Source organism: Cupriavidus sp. UBA2010 (genome assembly GCF_002335265.1).
Lineage (GTDB): Bacteria > Pseudomonadota > Gammaproteobacteria > Burkholderiales > Burkholderiaceae > Cupriavidus > Cupriavidus metallidurans.
The window spans coordinates 1-18,688 of sequence record NZ_DDCI01000004.1; the positions used below are offsets into that span (position 1 = coordinate 1).

Annotated in this window: 18 protein-coding genes and 2 pseudogenes; 15 read left to right on the plus strand and 5 right to left on the minus strand. The window is 61.3% G+C overall.

Features of this window, described 5'->3' with window-relative positions; genetic code table 11:
- The 12 genes and pseudogenes from B2246_RS01105 to B2246_RS01160 all read left to right on the plus strand — a co-directional run.
- The coding region (locus B2246_RS01105) for a DUF3577 domain-containing protein (RefSeq protein ID WP_286964014.1) at window positions 1-663 on the plus strand (663 nt) is incomplete at its 5' end.
- A 145-nt stretch (window positions 664-808) separates the two neighbouring features.
- Entirely contained in the window at window positions 809-1,636 is an 828-nt protein-coding gene (locus B2246_RS01110) for a DUF932 domain-containing protein (protein WP_003098915.1), read from the plus strand.
- 94 nt (window positions 1,637-1,730) lie between these two features.
- Window positions 1,731-2,420: a DUF3275 family protein gene (locus tag B2246_RS01115; protein WP_003098913.1), complete on the plus strand. Its 690-nt coding sequence runs from the start codon at window positions 1,731-1,733 to the stop codon at window positions 2,418-2,420.
- A gap of 94 nt (window positions 2,421-2,514) precedes the next feature.
- Window positions 2,515-2,853 (plus strand): annotated as a pseudogene (locus tag B2246_RS01120) (hypothetical protein).
- Between the two features lie 106 nt (window positions 2,854-2,959).
- Window positions 2,960-3,367: a hypothetical protein gene (locus tag B2246_RS01125; RefSeq protein ID WP_003098908.1), complete on the plus strand. Its 408-nt coding sequence runs from the start codon at window positions 2,960-2,962 to the stop codon at window positions 3,365-3,367.
- Window positions 3,368-3,383: 16 nt separating this feature from the next.
- Window positions 3,384-3,644: a hypothetical protein gene (locus B2246_RS01130; RefSeq protein WP_003098905.1), complete on the plus strand. Its 261-nt coding sequence runs from the start codon at window positions 3,384-3,386 to the stop codon at window positions 3,642-3,644.
- Window positions 3,645-3,720: 76 nt separating this feature from the next.
- Complete coding sequence (locus B2246_RS01135) at window positions 3,721-4,368, plus strand: hypothetical protein (protein ID WP_003098901.1); 648 nt, start codon at window positions 3,721-3,723, stop codon at window positions 4,366-4,368.
- Window positions 4,369-4,408: 40 nt separating this feature from the next.
- The gene (locus B2246_RS01140; RefSeq protein ID WP_286964015.1) at window positions 4,409-5,542 is read left to right on the plus strand and encodes a DUF6094 domain-containing protein; all 1,134 of its coding nucleotides are present in this window, start codon (window positions 4,409-4,411) and stop codon (window positions 5,540-5,542) included.
- A 50-nt stretch (window positions 5,543-5,592) separates the two neighbouring features.
- A complete protein-coding gene (locus B2246_RS01145) occupies window positions 5,593-5,913 on the plus strand; it encodes a methyltransferase (RefSeq protein WP_100773606.1) in 321 nt (106 codons plus the stop codon).
- 89 nt (window positions 5,914-6,002) lie between these two features.
- Entirely contained in the window at window positions 6,003-6,308 is a 306-nt protein-coding gene (locus B2246_RS01150) for a hypothetical protein (RefSeq protein WP_009876590.1), read from the plus strand.
- A gap of 137 nt (window positions 6,309-6,445) precedes the next feature.
- Entirely contained in the window at window positions 6,446-8,725 is a 2,280-nt protein-coding gene (locus tag B2246_RS01155; protein ID WP_286962371.1) for a helicase-related protein, read from the plus strand.
- A gap of 138 nt (window positions 8,726-8,863) precedes the next feature.
- On the plus strand, window positions 8,864-9,643 hold the full coding sequence (locus tag B2246_RS01160; RefSeq protein ID WP_017514159.1) for a competence protein CoiA: 780 nt from the start codon (window positions 8,864-8,866) through the stop codon (window positions 9,641-9,643).
- 66 nt (window positions 9,644-9,709) lie between these two features.
- On the opposite strand, the gene B2246_RS01165 is transcribed toward B2246_RS01160, so the two are convergent.
- Window positions 9,710-11,524 (minus strand): ATP-dependent helicase, encoded by a 1,815-nt coding sequence (locus tag B2246_RS01165; protein ID WP_286962372.1) that lies wholly within the window; start codon window positions 11,522-11,524, stop codon window positions 9,710-9,712.
- On the minus strand, window positions 11,511-13,295 hold the full coding sequence (locus tag B2246_RS01170; RefSeq protein ID WP_011871446.1) for an ATP-dependent nuclease: 1,785 nt from the start codon (window positions 13,293-13,295) through the stop codon (window positions 11,511-11,513). The genes B2246_RS01165 and B2246_RS01170 overlap by 14 nt, the downstream gene beginning before the upstream one ends.
- A gap of 222 nt (window positions 13,296-13,517) precedes the next feature.
- On the opposite strand from B2246_RS01170, the gene B2246_RS01175 reads away from it, so the two are divergent.
- The 3 genes and pseudogenes from B2246_RS01175 to B2246_RS01185 all read left to right on the plus strand — a co-directional run.
- The gene (locus B2246_RS01175; RefSeq protein WP_020924956.1) at window positions 13,518-14,117 is read left to right on the plus strand and encodes a PilL N-terminal domain-containing protein; all 600 of its coding nucleotides are present in this window, start codon (window positions 13,518-13,520) and stop codon (window positions 14,115-14,117) included.
- Complete coding sequence (locus B2246_RS01180) at window positions 14,114-14,764, plus strand: hypothetical protein (protein WP_286962374.1); 651 nt, start codon at window positions 14,114-14,116, stop codon at window positions 14,762-14,764. Before B2246_RS01175 ends, B2246_RS01180 begins: the two co-directional genes overlap by 4 nt.
- A 14-nt stretch (window positions 14,765-14,778) precedes the next feature.
- Window positions 14,779-14,913, plus strand: a pseudogene (locus tag B2246_RS01185) (TIGR03759 family integrating conjugative element protein); the annotation flags it as partial.
- A gap of 74 nt (window positions 14,914-14,987) precedes the next feature.
- Here B2246_RS01185 and istB read toward each other — a convergent pair.
- The 3 genes from istB to B2246_RS01200 form a co-directional block, all read right to left on the minus strand.
- On the minus strand, window positions 14,988-15,785 hold the full coding sequence (gene istB / locus B2246_RS01190) for an IS21-like element helper ATPase IstB (protein WP_269199104.1): 798 nt from the start codon (window positions 15,783-15,785) through the stop codon (window positions 14,988-14,990).
- Window positions 15,775-17,301: an IS21 family transposase gene (gene istA, locus B2246_RS01195; RefSeq protein ID WP_286962376.1), complete on the minus strand. Its 1,527-nt coding sequence runs from the start codon at window positions 17,299-17,301 to the stop codon at window positions 15,775-15,777. Before istA ends, istB begins: the two co-directional genes overlap by 11 nt.
- A 268-nt stretch (window positions 17,302-17,569) precedes the next feature.
- A complete protein-coding gene (locus B2246_RS01200; protein ID WP_011871450.1) occupies window positions 17,570-18,622 on the minus strand; it encodes a DUF3800 domain-containing protein in 1,053 nt (350 codons plus the stop codon).
- Between the last annotated feature and the right edge of the window lie 66 nt (window positions 18,623-18,688).

The following is an 18,688-nucleotide window of genomic DNA, read 5'->3' on the forward strand; positions in this document are numbered from 1 at the left end:
CAGCGCCCGCTGGTGCGCTTTCGCCTCGGTGACCTGTGGGGCGATGTGTACATCCGCGACAAGGGTGAGCAGAAGGGTCAGGCCGCCGCGTCCCTCAAGGCGCGACTGCCCAAGGCCGAACTGATCGACCGGGCCGAACTGGCTTCGATCGAGCAGCACGAGTTGATCACCCGCGGCATCGGCTATCTCAATCGTGTGAAGGACGTCACCCCAAAAGCTGGCGACTCGTTCCTCTCTTGCACCGTCGCGGCACTGGCCGGGCCTGTCGATGAACCGGAGTATCGGTACTTCGACACCATCGTCGCCACCCCGGAAGCCGAGCACCTGGTTCGCCGGTGCGTTCAGGCCATCGAGGGTGACCGCAAGGTGCTGATCGCCTTCCGTCTGAACGACATGAAGATCGATCCGTACATCCGCACCAAGGGTGAGCACGCCGGGGAACCGGCCGCCAGCCTGGAATCGACGCTGGTCCACATCGGTCTCATCAAGATCGACGGCACCCAGGTCTATCCGACGAGCCAGGCGCAAGCCGAGGCGCCGCCGGCCGAAGACGCATCCGCGTCCGAAGCCGACGATGCCATCGACACGGCCACCGAGCCCGCCGAGCGCGAGCCCGAGGCGCAAGTCCAGGAGCAGGAGCCGGCATTGGCTGCTTCGTTCTGATCCGGCACGGCCTCTCACGGGGCCTTGTCGCTTTTCCTCCCCACGTACGCCGCGTCCCCAGGACGCGTGCTTGCGCATTTCATCCCCCGAGTTCCGCGTGGTCTCACGGCCACGCGGTTGTCGAATTTCTCAAAGGAGATCAGCCATGTCTCTGGTATCCCGCTTTGCTCCGCAATCCCCGATCCTGCGCTCTGATCGCCCACTCTCGGACGACCGCATTCGTGCCGTCGTTCCGTCGATCTTCGCCGACGCTCCACATGGGAGCCGGTCCGATCGGTATGCCTACATACCGACCTCGACCGTGCTGACCAAGCTGCGCCAGGAGGGCTTCGAGCCCTTCATGGTGTGTCAGACGCGCGTGCGCAACGAAGACCGGCGCGAGTACACGAAGCACCTCATCCGACTTCGCCATGCAAGCCAGATCAACGGCGACGAGGCGAACGAGATCATCCTGCTCAACAGCCATGACGGCACGAGCAGCTATCAGATGCTCGCCGGCATGTTCCGGTTCGTCTGCCACAACGGCCTGGTTTGCGGTGACACCACCGCCGACATCCGCGTTCCCCACAAGGGCGACGTGGTCAGCCAGGTGATCGAAGGTGCCTACGGAGTCCTCGACGGCTTCGAGCGCGTGCAGAACGCGCGCGATGCGATGCGCACCATCACCCTCGATGAGGGCGAAGCGGAGGTCTTTGCAAACTCCGCGCTCGCACTCAAGTACGACGATCCAGCCAAGTCCACGCCTGTCACGGAGTGCCAACTGCTGGCACCCCGGCGATGGGACGACCGCAAGAACGACCTGTGGGCCGTCTTCAACCGCGTCCAGGAGAACCTCGTCAAAGGGGGCCTGAACGGACGCACGGCCAACGGCCGCAATCAGCGCACCCGTCCGGTGCAAGGCATCGACCAGAACCTGCGCCTGAACCGGGCGTTGTGGCTGCTGGCCGAAGGCATGCGCCAGCTCAAGGCGTGATGCCACGCGGACCTCGCCCACCTCGGGCGAAGCCATTTCCTCTCATCCACCGGGTGCCGTCGGCGGCCCGTCATTCATCATCAGGAGAACCATCATGGCAACCCCATTGGCACCCGAGAAATCGGTTGCGCCCATCGTCGTCCCCGGCCAGCTCACGCTGCGTACCATCCGCGGCAAGAACGGCCCGTTCACGGTTGGCCGCCTCGCCACGCACCTCGGTACGTTCGAGGTCAAAGACCCGGAGCTGGAGCAGTACCCCGAAGGCAAGTACGACGGGGAATTCATCATCAGGTACATCTTCCCGAAGTCCTATCCGGTCGGCGGCGGCATGCGGTTCGAGATCCGTGCCAGCCTCGACGGCATGACGCTCAACGGCATCGACAAACTCAGCCGCGACGAAGCCCGCAGCTTCGCCACCCAGGACGTCGATCCGCTCGATGAAGAGCAAGGGGCGCAGCCTGCGGCAACGCCGGCCAAGCCCACCAAAGCGTCCAGGCCCGCCAAGCCCGCACCCGTGCAGGCGTCCGCGGACCCGATGGTCGATACCACGCCCTTTGGCGTGGATGCGCCGCCACCTGCTGAGGCTGCTGCCCCCGGCAGCACCCAAGACGGTGACCCCGCGCTCTTCGGCCTGCTGTGGCCGCTGGGCGAGTCCGTGAAACTGGATTCGACCATCGACCGCCGCGCTTTGCGTGCACAGATCGTCCGCCTGGGCGAGCTGGGCTACGCGCTGGACTTCAAGACGCAGGAGTGGAGCCGCCAGGCCGAACTGCAACCTGCGTGATCGCAGACGCCGCATGCGCGGTGTTCTTCATCCACCCGCCGGGGTTCCTTCCCCATGCGGGGGAGGCCCTGGCCATCTTCTGGAGGTCTTCATCATGTCCACCATCGCTTGCGATATCCCCCGCTCCGCGCTGGATGAACCCGCGTGGCGGGCTCTCTGCGAGACGGCAGCCGCACAAGCCACCAAGGGTTGCGGACTGTCTCACGACTACTACGTCGAACGCTTCAGTTCGGCGATCGACGCGCAACTCGGTCGATTGCCCGAAGAACAGCGCGCACAGGCGCTGAAGATCGCACAGGAATGAGACTACGCAACACCGGCCGAACGGCAGGAAACCCAGGACTGGAATGCGGAGCACGGCTATTGCTCGCATGGGATCGAGTTCGGCAGCTGCCCGGCTGGTTGTGATCGCGACGATGACGACTGGGACTAAGGGCAAGGCATAGGTTTTCCTTCGCTGCACCTGCGGCATTCCATCACCCACTGGGGGTTCTTCCCCACGGGGAGGCCTCCAGCTCAACTTTTCGAGGAGGCCTCTCATGGGCTGGTATTTCTCTCCCCAATCGCGGTCTGAACTGATCGCGGAACTGATCGCACCACAGCAGACCGAGCGCGTCAGCGCGAAGGTTATCGCTCACGCATTGCGCAGCAACGTGCTGTGGTCCGTGGTCGAACTGACCGCCAAGGTCGAAGGTGTGCATCGTGATCTCGCGCCGGGCCAGTCCCTGCGCTACATCCGCTGCGATCTGCTGGAACGAAGCGGCAACCAGTGGGGCTACAAGCCGCTGGAAGAGTCCATGCATCCGTACTATTACTCGTGCCCGCTGTCCTATCTGGACCTCGCACCGGAGCAGTCCGCCGACTGGCGTGCAGGCGTTCGCGCCTACCACGCACGGCGGCGCACACCCACGGCTGTCACGGCACCCGCCGCGGCGCTGTTGGCCTGAGCCAGGAGGAACCGACATGGACCCGATCCTGGCTGCACTCCCGCTCTCGCTGTTGAAGCTCGTTGAAGGCAGTTTGTCCAACGACGAAGTTTCCTCCGACGAGGAAATGCTGGGGTACTTCATCGACAACGGCCTCACCGAGGAGCAGGCACGGCAGGCGCTGACCTACCGCGACCAGTACCTCAACAACATCTACCTGGACGGCTTCACGCCGATCACCGCGGTGGACGAGGCGCTTCACTTCAATCCGCACACCCAACAGTTCGAGCCGGACTGAGCGGTTTTCTTCCACCCCCTGGGGCAGTACTTGCCCCAGCGGGCGGTGCTGTTCCCGTTCATCCGAGGACACCACCATGCCCGCAAACACTTCTTCCACGCTGTACCGCATCGACGAATGCCCGGACGTGATGGCCGACGCCTGCGTCGGCGATGACCAGGGCAACCTGATCTTCCTGTCCATCTGGGCGCGGGACACCGCCGTCCAGCAGTTCCTTGCACGCCTGACCCTCGGGCGCGACGAGCAGGGACTGGACCAGTTCCACGTCATCACCGACCAGGGCGGCAGCGTCCCGGTATTCATCGGCAACGTCGATCGCCTGGAAAAGCGCATCACGCGCGCCTACCGGCGAACGCTGTTCGGTTCGCTGTCCAACGTGTGGCTGTTCGACCGGCGCTGCGTCAAGCCCGACAAGGCCAACGCCAGCGCATTGGCACTGCTGCCACGTGACAGCGCCCACCGGCTTGACCGCCTGTGGATGCTGGTGCGGGACACCTGCCCGTTGCCGCTGCTCGACCACTGGCGCGAGACCGTGCTGGAACTGCTGCAAAGCCGCGAGATGCTGGCCCGCCTTCCGTTCGCCCTCGGGCCGCTGGAAGGCCATCGGCTCGCCATCGACGTGCCGGCGCTGAGCTTGGCGCTGGGCTCCCTGATCCGCAGTGACGCGCTCACCGCCTATCCCTATCCGGCCAAGATTTGGACGCCGGAAGCGGTAGCGGCTTGACCCACCCTCGGAGGCACGCCTTGGCGTGCTTCCGTCATTCATCCCCGCCAACCAGGAGACTTCCATGGCTCTCATGTTCCCGCGGCTCGCCCGCAATTTCGCCAAAAATGGGTACTACCCGACCGACGAACCCACGCTCGAAAGAGCCCTCAACGCACTGATGCCCAGCGACGGGCCGATGTGCATCCTCGATCCCTGCGCCGGCGAAGGCGTGGCAATCGCCGAAGCCTCTCATGCCCTCGGGCGCGAACAGACCAAGGCGTTCGCCGTCGAATTCGACGCCGAGCGGGCGCGCCATGCCCGCGGCCTGGTCGATCACTGCCTGCACGCGGACCTGATGGACACGATGATCTCCAAGCAGTCCTTCGGACTACTGTGGCTGAATCCACCGTATGGCGACCTGTCCAAGGACGTCAACGGCAACATCGGCTATCAGGGCCAGGGCCGTGCCCGCCTCGAAAAGCTGTTCTATCAGCGTTCGCTGTCGCTGTTGCAATACGGCGGCGTGCTGGTCTTCATCGTCCCCGGCTACGTGCTCGACGCGGAGCTGGTCGGCTGGTTGACGCGCCACTACACCGATCTGCGTATCTACCGAGCGGTGGAAACGCAGTTCAAGCAAGTTGTGATCTTCGGCCGGCGGGTGCGCCAGCGCGAGCAGGCCTCGGATGGCGTCAAGGCCGTGCGCAATCTGCTGCTGCAGGTTGGGCAAGGCGAGATCGAAGCTGACGAACTGCCGAGCGAATGGCCGTTCCTGCCGTACATCGTCCCCGCCAGTCCGGCCGAGCCGGAGCATTTCTTCCGCGTGACGATGGAGCCCGAGCAGTTCGCCGACGAGGTTGGCAGGCTGCAAGGCCTTTGGCCGTCGCTGGACACGCACCTGGGGGCCGCGCAGCAGTCGCTGCGTCCACCGGCGCGGGCCTTGTCCCACTGGCATCTCGCCCTGGCTCTGGCCGCAGGCGCGATCTCGGGGGTTGTGCGCTCCAAGACGGGGCGCGTGCTCGTCGTCAAAGGTGACACCCACAAGGACAAGACGCTCCAGCGGGAATTCACCGAACGCGAAGACGGCTCCATCGCCGAGACCCGCATCCTCACCGACAAGTTCGTACCTGTCATCCGCGCGTGGGACATGACGCCTGGCTCCCCGACACGGGGCGACGTCTTGACCATTCGTTAATCCACCGGACGCGCTGCTGTCCTGCTGTACCACATCGAAGGAGAAACACCATGTTCCCAAATCTGTTCAAGCGGCCCGCGCCGCAGAAGCAACCGTTGTTCGCACCGGGCTCGCTGAAGTTGAGCGAGAAGGTGCATTGGTTGGCCCGCAAAGGCCTGATCGACCCCTTGACCTATGTCCAGCGCCATGTGCGCGGTGACTGGGGCGAGATCGACAAGGCCACCCGCCAAGCCAACGACGTCGCACTCCAACAGGACAACCTGATGATCTCCTACTACCGGATCACGCCGGAGCTGGTTCTGATCGTCAAGACCAGCGAAGACCACCAGACCACGGTTGTCCAGCTTCCCGAAGAGCGCGACATGATCTGAAGTCACCCATCGTCATCCCAGTCACCTGACGGAGCCACTTCACTCCGCCAGGGGTGTCGTGGCTCAATGAATCCATCAAGGAGGAATCCATGGCATCCCGACACATCGAAACCTACTGCCAGGACCTGCTGTTTCCGGTAGGTGCACTCATCCTCAGCGAAGGTATCGACCGCCTGGTCCGCGCCGGTCGTCTTGACCCGATTCCGTACTTCCGTCGCCATGTCCGTGGCGACTGGGGGGACGTCAGCGACGGGCAATGGCAAGCCAACGGCATCGCACTTCAATCGGGTGCTTTGCTGGAATCGCACTACGTGATTCATCGTGCGCTGCGCATTCGCATCGTCACCGATGCGAAACGCCATCTCACATCCATCGTGCTGCCGTCCGAAGACTAAGCACATTTCACCAGCAGGCCGCCAGCGCCTGCGTTTTCCATCCACCGTCGGCCGTGTGCCGATTGATCTTCCCACCCTGGGGCAGGCCATTGCCCCTTTGGGGGTGGTGCATGCCCCATTTTCTTTGGAGCATCACCATGTCCCTCGATCTCGAAAACACTACCGCCGAAGCCACGCCCGTACAGGGCGAACTGCTCGACGCGGAATCCAACCCTCTGACCCTGAGCCTTCAGGATTTTGTCGGCGAGTTCGGCGACGAACTGCTCGACGCCCTCAACAGCGCCAATCCGCCGGTCTATACCGGCCAGCCGCAGGCGCATCGTCAACTCGTCGTCGCCAGCCTCAAACGCAAGCTATTCCAAGCCCAAGCCGAAGTCGTCCATGCCGCCGCCGAGCTGCTGATCGACCGTGGCGAACACGCCGCGATCGTCAACGGCGAGATGGGTTGCGGCAAAACGACCGTTGGTATCGCCACAGCCGCCGTGCTCAACGCCGAAGGCTATCGCCGTACCCTGGTTCTTTCTCCACCGCACCTGGTCTACAAGTGGCGGCGCGAGATCCAGGAGACGGTGGCAGGCGCCAAGGTCTGGGTGCTCAATGGGCCGGATACGCTCGTCAAGCTCATCAAGCTGCGCGAGCAGTTGGGTGTGCAGCCCACGGGCCAGGAGTTCTTTGTCCTGGGGCGCGTCAGGATGCGGATGGGATTCCACTGGAAGCCTGTCTTCACCACGCGGCGCACCCGCCATGGCGACGTGGCAGCGTGCCCTGACTGCGGCACGGTCATCACCGACCTCGACGGCGAGCCGGTCAACCCGGTCGCGCTCGAAGCCGAGGAGTACCGCAGGAAGTGCAGCCATTGCGCCGCGCCCCTGTGGACATTGATCCGCCCGCGCAGCCTGTCCGGCAGCGACCAGTCCTCGGCCGTGCTGAAAGCGTTGAAGCGCATCCCGACGATCGGGGAAGTCACCGCGCAGAAGCTGATGCAGAAGTTCGGCGACGGGTTCCTGGCGTCGATGCTGGGCGACAACATCCATGAGTTCATCAACCTCATGGACGGCAACGGCGAGCTGGTGTTTTCCGACCGTCAAGCCACGCGCATGGAACGTGCGATGGCCAACATGGAGTTCGGTTTTGGCGAGGGCGGTTATCAACCCTCGGAGTTCATCAAGAGGTACTTGCCGCAAGGTACGTTCGACCTGCTCATCGCTGATGAAGCGCATGAGTACAAGAACGGGGGCAGTGCCCAGGGCCAGGCCATGGGCGTGCTGGCGGCGAAGGCTCGCAAGACCTTGCTGCTGACTGGCACGCTGATGGGCGGCTACGGTGATGATCTTTTTCACCTGCTGTTCCGAGCCCTTCCGGGGCGGATGATCGAAGACGGCTACCGCCCGACCACGAGCGGCAGCATGACCTCGGCCGCGATGGCGTTCATGCGCGATCACGGTGTCCTGAAGGACATTTATTCCGAGAGCACCGGGACGGCGCACAAGACCGCGAAAGGCACGAAAGTCAGTGTCAGAACGGTCAAAGCTCCGGGCTTCGGCCCCAAGGGCGTGCTGCGCTGCATCCTGCCGTTCACGATCTTCCTCAAACTCAGAGACATCGGCGGCAACGTTCTGCCACCGTATGACGAGGAGTTCCGTGAAGTCGCGATGGACACGGCGCAAGCCGCGGCCTACCGCGATTTGGCGGGTCGGCTGACCGCGGAGCTGAAACAGGCTCTGGCGCGACGCGATACAACCTTGCTGGGTGTGGTCCTCAACGTGCTGCTGGCCTGGCCGGACTGCTGCTTCCGGTCGGAGACCGTGGTGCATCCGCGCACACGCAATACCTTGGCGTTCGTCCCGGCTCAGTTCAACGAGTTCGAGATCAGCCCCAAGGAGCGTGAGCTGATCGACATCTGCAGGGAAGAGAAAGCACAGGGCCGCAAGGTTCTGGCCTACACGGTCTATACCGGCACGCGCGACACGACTAGCCGGTTGAAGGTATTGCTGGAGCAGGAAGGCTTCAAAGTGGCGGTACTGCGCGCGAGCGTGGATGCCAGCCGCCGCGAGGACTGGATCGCCGAGCAGTTGGACCGTGGCATCGACGTGCTCATCACCAATCCCGAGCTTGTCAAGACGGGATTGGACCTGTTGGAGTTTCCGACGATCGTGTTCATGCAGTCGGGCTACAACGTGTACTCGCTCCAGCAGGCGGCACGCCGCTCCTGGCGCATCGGGCAGAAGCAGCCCGTGCGTGTGATCTACCTGGGCTACGCCGGCTCCTCGCAGATGACCTGCCTGGAGCTGATGGCCAAGAAGATCATGGTCTCGCAGTCCACTTCGGGCGATGTACCCGAATCGGGGCTCGATGTCCTGAACCAGGATGGTGATTCCGTCGAGGTCGCATTGGCCCGGCAATTGGTAACTGCGTGATCTGCTGTCTGCCGGCATCCTTTCGGGGGTGCCGGCATTTTTCTAGGAAATTGCTGCTCGGAGGATTCGATCACCGCCCCGGTCCCAGCGCGGGGAAGGCTAAACTGATCAGACAATACCGAGATTCAAGGAGGCACTATGGCTATGGTGATCGAAGCAGCATATGCAGATGGTACTGGTGCAGCCAACGCACTGCATATGTCTCAGGCGCAGTGGGAAGAGTTGCAACGGGCGTACTGCGTCGGTGATCTGCTGATGCCTTGCTGCAACGCTCCAGCGATTCCCAAGGTTAGTGCTAATGGGTACCCCTTCTTCGCGCATCTAGGAGGTGCGTGCAGTACTTCCGAAGAAAGCCAATGGCACCTGGCGGCCAAGATACTTGTGCGCAGCGTGCTTGAAGATCTTGGATTCCGTGCCTCGGTTGAAATGCCGGGTTCGGGTGATGCAGGTCGCTGGCAGGCTGATGTCTGGGGTGAGCGCAATGGGGTTAGGTTGGCTGTCGAGATCCAAAGATCGTATCAGTCGCTCCGTGACTACCGTAAACGCCAAGAGCGGTACCGCGAGGCGGGCATCAAGTCTCTTTGGTTGCTGCGGCAGGAGCGATATAGCACTCTCACCAAGAGCATGGGAAAGGAGCGTCTGCGCACCGAGTTTGGGGGCAAGTTCCCTTCGGCCGGCCACTTCGGCCCGTGCCTTTCTGACCTGCCGGTCGCGATGCTTGAGCTAGATCCGGCCCCAACGGTCAAGGGTGCCGGATTCTTCAACGCAACCCTTCCAAACATACTTGAAGCAGTGCTTAGTGAGCGCTTTCTTTGCATCAACGGTCTATGGTGTATCGATAACCTAGACTCGATGAATAACGCCGCCAGACTCGCGCGCGAGCGTTTCGCAGCCAATCGCTTGGCTGCAAAGATGTAGCTCGACTGTGGTGTTGCTCGACATGCGCCGACGCAGCACCGACACTCCAGATTCCCGGGTTCACACTCAAATGCCAGCGGCACGCATTCGCGCCTCCAGCTCATCAAGGAATGGCGAGCGCCCAAAGCGCATAGGGCCATAGCGGCCATCAACGAAGCCCGAATACAGCATGTGGACCTCGTCGCGAGCACGTGTGAGTCCCACATAGAAGAGCCGGCGACTTTCGCGCAACTTCTCTGGAGTTTCATTGCGCCACGGCAGATTTCCGAGGTCGAGTCGAACCATGATGACGACGTCGTACTCACAGCCCTTTGCGGAATGCAGTGTCAGCAGATTCAGGTGATCGGGCGAACCGTCCCGACCGCCCAAACTCGTGATGTCTAGCGAAGCCAGTGCACCGCCTTCAGCGAGCGCTGCCGTCATGCGATCCAGTTGCTCCTTCTGATCAGCGAGCGCCAATTCAGCCGCCAGCAGATGATCCACTACACCGTTGCGCAGCGAAGCAACAAATTCTCGCGCAGGTTGCTGGTCAGCACGCAGCTCCCATAGCAAGGCGGTTAGCTCTTGCTCTTCGCGCTTGGCCTGTGAATCGTCCAAGCTCGCCCGATGAAATGCGCGATAGCGGTCGAGTAGTCCACGCAATTGTGGGCGTCCAACACGCCAGCCACCCGCGCACCACGCCGCACAATCTTCTACCCAACTTGTTAGGGCAACCTTGCGGTAAGGTGCTGCGGTATCCACACGGATGTGATCGAGACCACCGGTTGCCACAGCTTCAGCCACGATATCGCCTGCGCGATAGTCTTTGTATAGGATCGCGATATCGCCCAGTGTTCGTCCCGGCTTGGAGGCTAAGGCCGCCGGAATGATCTGCGCGACGGCGTGCGCAGCCTGGTCCGCCATACCACCCGGGCGCAGGACAAATTCGATGGTCGTTTGTCGCGCAGGATCGCTCGCTTGATAGCCTCGGGCTTCTCCAAGCGCCATCTCTGACGCAGTCACGATCCCTGCACCAGAACGGTAATTTAATTGAAGCTGGACAGGCTCAATGTCTCTGCGAGCCGCCAATTCCATGAGCAACGCGCCATCAGCTCCCGTAAATCCATATATCGACTGATCCGCATCCCCGACAGCGAAAAGTCGGACACCCCCGTCGAAGGCAAGGCGTTTGACGATGCGATGCAGTGCCACGCCTAAATCCTGGTACTCATCCACCGCGAGCACGGGGAATTTTGCCTGAACCAGAGGTAGTACCCAGTCGTGCTCGGCGATCAAACGCTGGCCGAAGACAACCATGTCATCGTAGTCAATCAGCCCCTCGTCGCGCAGAGCGGCCTCGTAGGCCTCGGCCCAGGCAGCGAGTTCCTCCTCGCTACGCCAAGCGACGCTATTTCGATTGAGCACGGAACGGCGATGCCGCCCGAGGTCAATAACTTTGTACGGATGGTTCTGGCCGAAAAGCGCATCTCCAGTTTGCTTCAACAACCGATCACTGACTCGTTGAGTGGCTACCGAAAGTGGGAAAGATATGGGCAGGCCGGCCAGGCGTCCATACGGCATCAAGAGATGACGCAGACAGAACCCATGGACCGTACCAATGAAAAGATTAGGTGCCTGCTGAAGTCCCAAGTTTTCAATTCGGCGAGCGAGTTCGCGAGCGCACTCCTGGCTATAAGTGATGCACGCAACGCCACGAGGGGCCTCGACGTCTTCGGCCAGGATGCGGGCGAGCTTTAGGACGAGTGTCTTGGTCTTACCGCTCCCGGGACCAGCGAGTACCACACAATGTCCTTGAGAGTTGTAAGCTGCCAACTGCCCTGGATTTCCAGCCAACTCGGCAGCCTGCGCCAGGTAGGCTGTACCGACGTTACGCGACGGCATCGCGGATATGCTCCAGCGCAGAGCGAATGTAGGCCGGGCAAACGTCCTCAGACACCGACGGCGCAAGTGCCTGTGCAAATCTCCCCTTGCCAATCCGTTCAATCAACTTCAGCAGCCGGTCTTCATCGACCTGATCCGGATCATCCACCCACTCTTGCAATGCGTCCCGGGTGACTTGCCTCAGCGGCAACTCCTGCTCGATTACCGACTTCATCGCCTCGGTCATTCCGGCGGCAAATAGGTCGGATTCCAGCGTGCTCTCGTTGACGAAGTATCCAAACTCTGCGGCGTATTTGAGCACCTCATCTATATCCAGGTCATCGTAACCATATTCGTCATCGACCTCGTTTAAGAGATTAATTAATCGCCTGTGGGCTAGTGGAGGTTTGCCATTGACCGGGTCGCGATCTGTCAAAATTACATGTGGAATATTTAGCCCTTTAGGGCCCAAAAGCTTCACATAAGGAGTGAAGTTCGTCCCCCCGACCGAGCACACAGTGATTCCAAGTATGTCGAAAGGAATCCCGAGGGCGTCGGCGAACGCGGGAATGATGAAGCGCTCGGCGTCCCCTTCAACCAGAATCACTCCCCGGGAAAATAATATTTCTCCGCGAGTGACGTCGATGTAGCGCTGGAGGTCGTCTTCATCCCTCTGTGTGAAAGGTGTGTTCGCGGTCGAAACCGCGACGGTTTTCCCGTCCGTTGCGTTATGACGCAGGAGAACGATGGACCTAATCGGTGTAACGCTTGCGATATGCGGCGAGTGAGTAGTGAGAATTGTCGTCAGTGGAGGGGCTTCGTCCTCATCTTCCGCTCTTGTGCCGAGAAAGTAGCGATAGACAAGACGCTGGACATGCGGATGCAGGTGCGCTTCGGGCTCCTCGACGACGAAGAATGTGTGGTCGCGCTCCCCCTCGGAGACGAGACGGTCGAGTTCGAGGCTCTTCAAGGCCAGGAAGATCAGATTCGCCGTTCCTAGGCTGGCATCGCCGACACCGCGAACACCGTTGTCGATAAGCAGCCGAAGGCTACGCAGCAATGCATCCACTCGTGTAGGTGCAAGTCCGAGCGATACCGGGACAGCATGTTGCCCCCCGGCGATTGCGATCAGCCGTTCGCTGATCCGTTCTGCTGTCGCTACCACTTCCTCGTGTCCAGCCAGCTCTCGCTGTGCTTGGTCGACCTGATTCTGAATCTCCTCACGGGCGTCATCATCCAACGACGCGGCAAGATCCTCAATGAGTGGCCTCAATGGCGAATTGCGCCAGCTCGCAAGGTCCTTCTCAGCGTCACGCAGGGCTACCTGAACATCTATTGGCAACATCCGGCGAAGTGCGCCGCCGATACGCATTTCGGGATCGTTGCCACCGAAGATCACATACTCATAGTCCTTCAACGATTCCGGGGCGCGCCCCAGGCCCGCCTTAGGCTGGAAGCGGTAGGTGAGTCGGGCCACCATGGGTGGGCCAGGATCAATCACGCAATCGTTGAGGTGAGCCATCAGCCGGGGATCGTTTGTGAAGTCCGTTAGATCCACAGAGACCTCAATGGTCGCACCAACCTTGTCTTCGCCAAGTCCGTCCCAGAAATGTTCAAGCCCCAGTTGTCGATCGCGTTCAGACAAGCCCGGATCAAGGATCAACTGCAGGCCGCGAATGAAATTGCTCTTGCCAACCTTGTTCTCTCCCACGATGACGATACTTTCCCCCGTCTCGACATCAACATCCGAGAAATTGGCGAAATTGATCAACCTGACCCGAGAAACCCTCATTTACGCCCCCGTCCACTGGTGTTTTAACAAATAGTAGCAGTCAAGCGGCCGGCCTCCATCCGCCGACCGCGACTGAGCTTTTCCGTTTCGGCGCCCTCAAGGCCGCTTTTGTTCGACTAGACCGCTGCCGGCAAATCGGACGCAGCGTGGTTCGCATTGTTTGCTGCTGCCCCGGGCCTTAGCGGCGATGGTGAGGGCTCGTTGTTTCAGGACGCCGAGCTTATGTGCCCCTCTCCACCTTGGTTTCACCATCCCGAACGCCGCCTGCTGGCAGGAGTCCTCGGCCTGCTCTGGTCGGTGCTGGCTGGCGGCTGCGCTACGACGACTGCGCCGCCCGCACCTGATGCCATCGAGGAAGTGTTGGCCACGCCCGAACCCGAGGCGCCCGAGTACATCCCCGTCGTGCGCTACGGTCGCTACACGCTGGTCGAGCTGGCACCCAGAGCGGCGCAACGCGACCTGCTGTTGCAGACCATCGACGTGTCCATGCCCGAAGATGCCCGCGCCACCGTCGGCGATGGGCTGCGGCATGTGCTCAAGCGCAGCGGTTACAGCCTGTGCCAGACGGCGCACGCGGTAATCGAGCTGTACGCGCTGCCGCTGCCGGCGGCGCACCTGCACCTCGGCCCCATGACCTTGCGCGATGCGCTGCTCACACTGGCTGGCCCGGCCTGGGAACTGCACGCGGATGATCGCGCACGGCAGATTTGCTTCGAACGGCCCGCCGACAGCGCGGTCATCGAACCCGCATCCGAGCCACCCGCCGCCGAGGCGGTGCAGACGTTCCCGCTGGAGCCTTCGGTTTCGGGAGGCCAGCCATGAGCGCCCCACAGTCTGCCCGGCGCCCGGCCGCCGTCGTGATGGTGCAGAGCCTTCTGTGGCTCTGGCTGATCGGCCTCAGCGTCTTCGTAGCCTTGGGCTACCAGACCATGAACGACCAGGCCGACCAGGAACGGCTGGATTCCCGCCTGCAACGCCTGGAAGCCCGGGCGGCGGGCCTGGTCGAGTCGATCGAGGCCATCCAGCAGCGTTCGGCCGTCGCAACGGCGGCAGACCTCAAAGACACCCGCCAAGTCTTGGAAGCACGCGCTGCCCAGGTTGAGAAATCTCTCAGTGGCTACGCAGCGGCCGACGACCTCCAGGCGCTGCGCGCGGAGGTCGAGCAGATCAAGGCGCGCCAGACCGCTGCGCCCGTTCCGCGCGCCGCAGCACCCGCCCAGCCGCGCGCATCGGGCAAGGCCGCCGCCAAGCCCGAACCGCCGCCGCTGCCGTTCCGCGTCGTCGGCGCCGAATTGCGCGCTGGCCAGCGCAGCGTGTCCGTTGCGCCGAGCAGTGCGGACTTCACGCCTGACCAGCTTCAGGTGCTGCTGCCAGGTGATGCGCTCGGCCCGTGGCACTTACAGGCGATTGAGGGCAACACCGCCGTGTTCCAGGCCGGCAACCAGACCCGTCGCGTGGCGATTCCCTGACCGGAGCACACCACATGAATCCGTCGATCATCCTTTCCGCGCTCCTGCTGGCATCCGCCCAATTGCCCGCCTGGGCGCAGCAGCCGGTCACCGCCCCGGCCCGCAATGCGCAGAACCAGGAGCGTCCGCTGGTCGCCCGAACCCCGGACTGTTGATTTCCACGCAGAACTGACCCGCAATTTCCATCTCAAACTGACCCACCCTTTGGCTTGAGCCGTAAGGCTCAAGATGTGGATAAGGTTTTGTTTCTCTCCTTCTTTGTGGACGGTTGTTGGACTGCACTGCTGTGCTTGAAGCGGTAGCTATCGTTGCCTGTTTCCAGAATATGGCAGTGGTGGGTCAAGCGGTCCAGCAGGGCCGTAGTCATCTTGGCGTCGCCAAACACGCTGGCCCATTCGCTAAAGCTCAGGTTGGTGGTGATCACCACGCTGGTGCGTTCGTAAAGCGTCGACAGCAGATGGAACAGTAGCGCACCACCAGATGAGCTGAAGGGCAGATAGCCCAGTTCATCGAGTATCACCAGATCGGTATGCACCAGCCTGTGGGCGAGCTGTCCGGCTTTGCCCTGTACCTTCTCTTGCTCCAAGGCATTAACCAATTCCACAGTAGAGAAGAAGCGCACCCTTTGACGGTGGTGCTCAATGGCCTGAATACCCAGTGCCGTAGCAATGTGCGTCTTGCCAGTACCGGGTCCACCGACAAGCACCACATTGTTGGCTTTATCGATGAATTCACAGCGATGAAGGTTGCGTACCAAGGCTTCATTGACCTCGCTGTGGGCGAAGTCAAAGCCCGCCAGGTCCCTGTAGACAGGGAACTTGGCTGCCTTGAGCTGATAGGCAATGGAGCGCACTTCTCGCTCAGCACTCTCGGCCTTGAGCAGTTGCGACAGTATGGGGTGTGCTGCTTCAAAGGCTGGTGAGCCTTGCTCGGCAAGTTCTGTCACGGCCTGGGCCATGCCAAACATCTTGAGTTGGCGCAGCATGATGATGATCGCAGCGATGGCGGGGTCATGACGCATGGCGCACCTGTCGGAGTTGGTCATAGCGCACGACGTTGGCTTGTGGCTCAACGATCAAGGCCAAGGCTTGGGGTGAATGGATGGGCTCAGGTTCCTGTGTTCCATCAATGAGGCGGTGCAAGACATTGATGATGTGGGTCTTGCGGGGTACGCCATCCTCAAGAGCCAACTCGACAGCGGCCAGGACGGCCTGCTCATCGTGCTGCAACACCAAGGCAAGCACCTCCACCATCTCACGGTCGCCGCCAGGTTGCTTCAGGAGCAAAGCTTGCAGTCGTTTGAATGCGTCTGGCAACTCGGCAAACGGCGCACCGTTGCGCAATGCGCCAGGCTTGCGCTGCAATACGGCCAAGTAATGGCGCCAGTCATAGACCGTACGCCCAGAGCCTTGGTGATTGCGCTCAATGATGCGCGGGTGTTCACAGACGAACTGGCCTTCGGCCACGACGACCAGGCGGTCGGCATAAACCTGCAAGCTCACAGGCCGGTTGGCATAAGAGGCTGGCACGCTGTAGCGATTGCGTTCAAAGTGAACTAGGCAGGTGGGCGAGACCCGTTTGGCATGCTCGACAAAGCCGTCAAACGGACGAGGCATGGGCATCAAGGCTGGGCGCTCCTGGACCCAAACATCCGCGACAGAGCCAGGCAATTGGCCATGCGCAATCTCTTGCCATAACTGCTGACACCGTTGCTCTAGCCAATCGTTGAGGGCTCTGAGTGTCGGAAACGCTGGTGCAGATTGCCAGATACGATGGCGAGCGTCCCGAACATTCTTCTCGACCTGACCCTTCTCCCATCCCGAGGCCGGGTTGCAAAACTGTGCCTCGAACAGGAAGTGGCTGGCCATCGCACTGAAGCGGGCATTGACCTCTCTGAGCTTGCCACGGCCGACACGATCAACGGCTGTGCGCATGTTGTCGTAGATACCTCGCCTAGGGATGCCTCCCAACACCGCAAAGGCACGGTTGTGGGCATCGAACAGCATCTCATGGGTTTGTAGCGGATAGGCCCGTAGATAGAAGGCTCGGCTGTGGCTGAGCTTGAAGTGAGCCACTTGCAGCTTGGTGCGCACACCCGCAATGACAGCCCAATCCTCGCTCCAGTCAAACTGGAAGGCTTCGCCAGCGCCGAAGACCAGGGGCACAAAAACGCCTCGCCCTGATGTCTGCTCAGTCGCATGACACTGAGCCTTCCACACTCTGGCAAAGGCAGCGACTCGGTTGTAGGAGCCTGTGTAGCCCAATGCCTGCAAGTCCAGAAACATCTGCTTGATCGTGCGCCGCTGCTTGCGAGAGCGATTGGCTTCTGTGCGCAACCAGCCAGACAGCTTGCTGGCGAAGGGGTCGAGCTTGGTGGCGATGGTGCGCTGTGCAAGTTGGGGTTGCACAACGTCGGAGCGCAAATACTTGCGGATGGTATTGCGAGAAAGCCCAGTTCTGCGGGCGATCTCTCGGATGGACAGGTGCTCACGCAGAGCCCAGCGCCGGATGACACTCAAAGTAGCCACGTCAATCACTCCTGGTCTCCTGCTGCACATAAAAGCAGCAGGCTAGGGTTAATGCGTGGGTCAGATTGAGATGGAAAAACCGGGGGCTAGTGGGTCAATTCTGGTTGGAAATCAACACACCTGGCGTTGCGCCAAGTGCGCCAAGAAGCGGTGGTACTCCGAATGAATGCTTGCCATGCAGCCCCCTCTACACAGGAAGACGCTTCGATGGCGTCCTTGATGATGTTGATCGGTCGCCAGCGCAGTAGGCACAGGCGGGTCATGCTTCCATTCGCTATTACGGTTTGTGGAAGTTCTCAGCAAAATAGTCGATGACCTGCCCCGCTTGGGATCCCTGACGGAAACGCTTTTGCTCCTCGAAGTCGATCGAGGGCAGCATATGGATCAGTTGATGATCGGCGTACAGCGCCATGACCTTCTCGGCATCCAGTACCCCGGCGCGTTGTCCGGTAAGCGTATTCGCCGCTTCGATGGCCGCGCCGATCATCACGTCCGCCACTTGCACTGCAGGACTGTGCTTTGAATCGATCTGAGTCACGGACTGAAGCTTGAGCGGAAAGGTGATGCTGGCGATCTCCGATTGACGAAACGTGATCGGTTTCTCATGGCGGATGTACCGCTGCAGCAGGTCGTGATAAGTGAGCAGGTTCTTGGACTGATCGTGCTCGACCCGATACGGGCCGTCAGCCATGATTTCCATCCGACTGACCAGGGACTGCAGCACCACGAAAGCAGCATCGGTGTTGACGCCCGGCGTGACGATCGCCTTCAGGCATTCAGGGGCAGCGAACTGCGCAAGCGGGCCAAGCGCTTCCGGCAGTTCCCACCAGCGCGATGCGCACGCCGCATCGATCAGGTTCCCAAGCGCCTCCGAGCTCTTTTCCTTCACCGCGCGCTGGAAGCTGACCAACAGCCGGTCGAGCGCGCCTTTGCCGAGGAGCGTCGGTCCAACCGTATACAGCAGCGACGCAAGCGAGTAGTTCTGCCCGTCTTCGTAGAAGTCCATGCCGCGCTCGTAGTAGAACGGCTCGACCGCGTAGTCCAGGAACATCAGCAGCAACAGGTAGCGCTTGTCGCAGACGTAGGTCACGCACTTGTGGTCGGTTAGCAAGTCGCGCTGCAGCGCCATCAGACGGGGGTGATTGGCTGGGCGCCGAGCCAACGCCCGGTACTTGAGTTCGTCCGCCTGAAGCTTGGGAAAGTGCTCCCGGATCAGGCGCCCGGCCTCGTCATCCTCAATGGCGATGGCCGTCGCTCCTTGGAACCGCTGCTCAGGGTTCATCAGGTCAAAGCCGGTATAACCACTTTCATCGATCCGGAAGCATTCCATTCAACTCTTCCCCTGGACAATGGACACTCCGATCCTGTCGGCCAATTCGAGCACGGCATCGTAGGC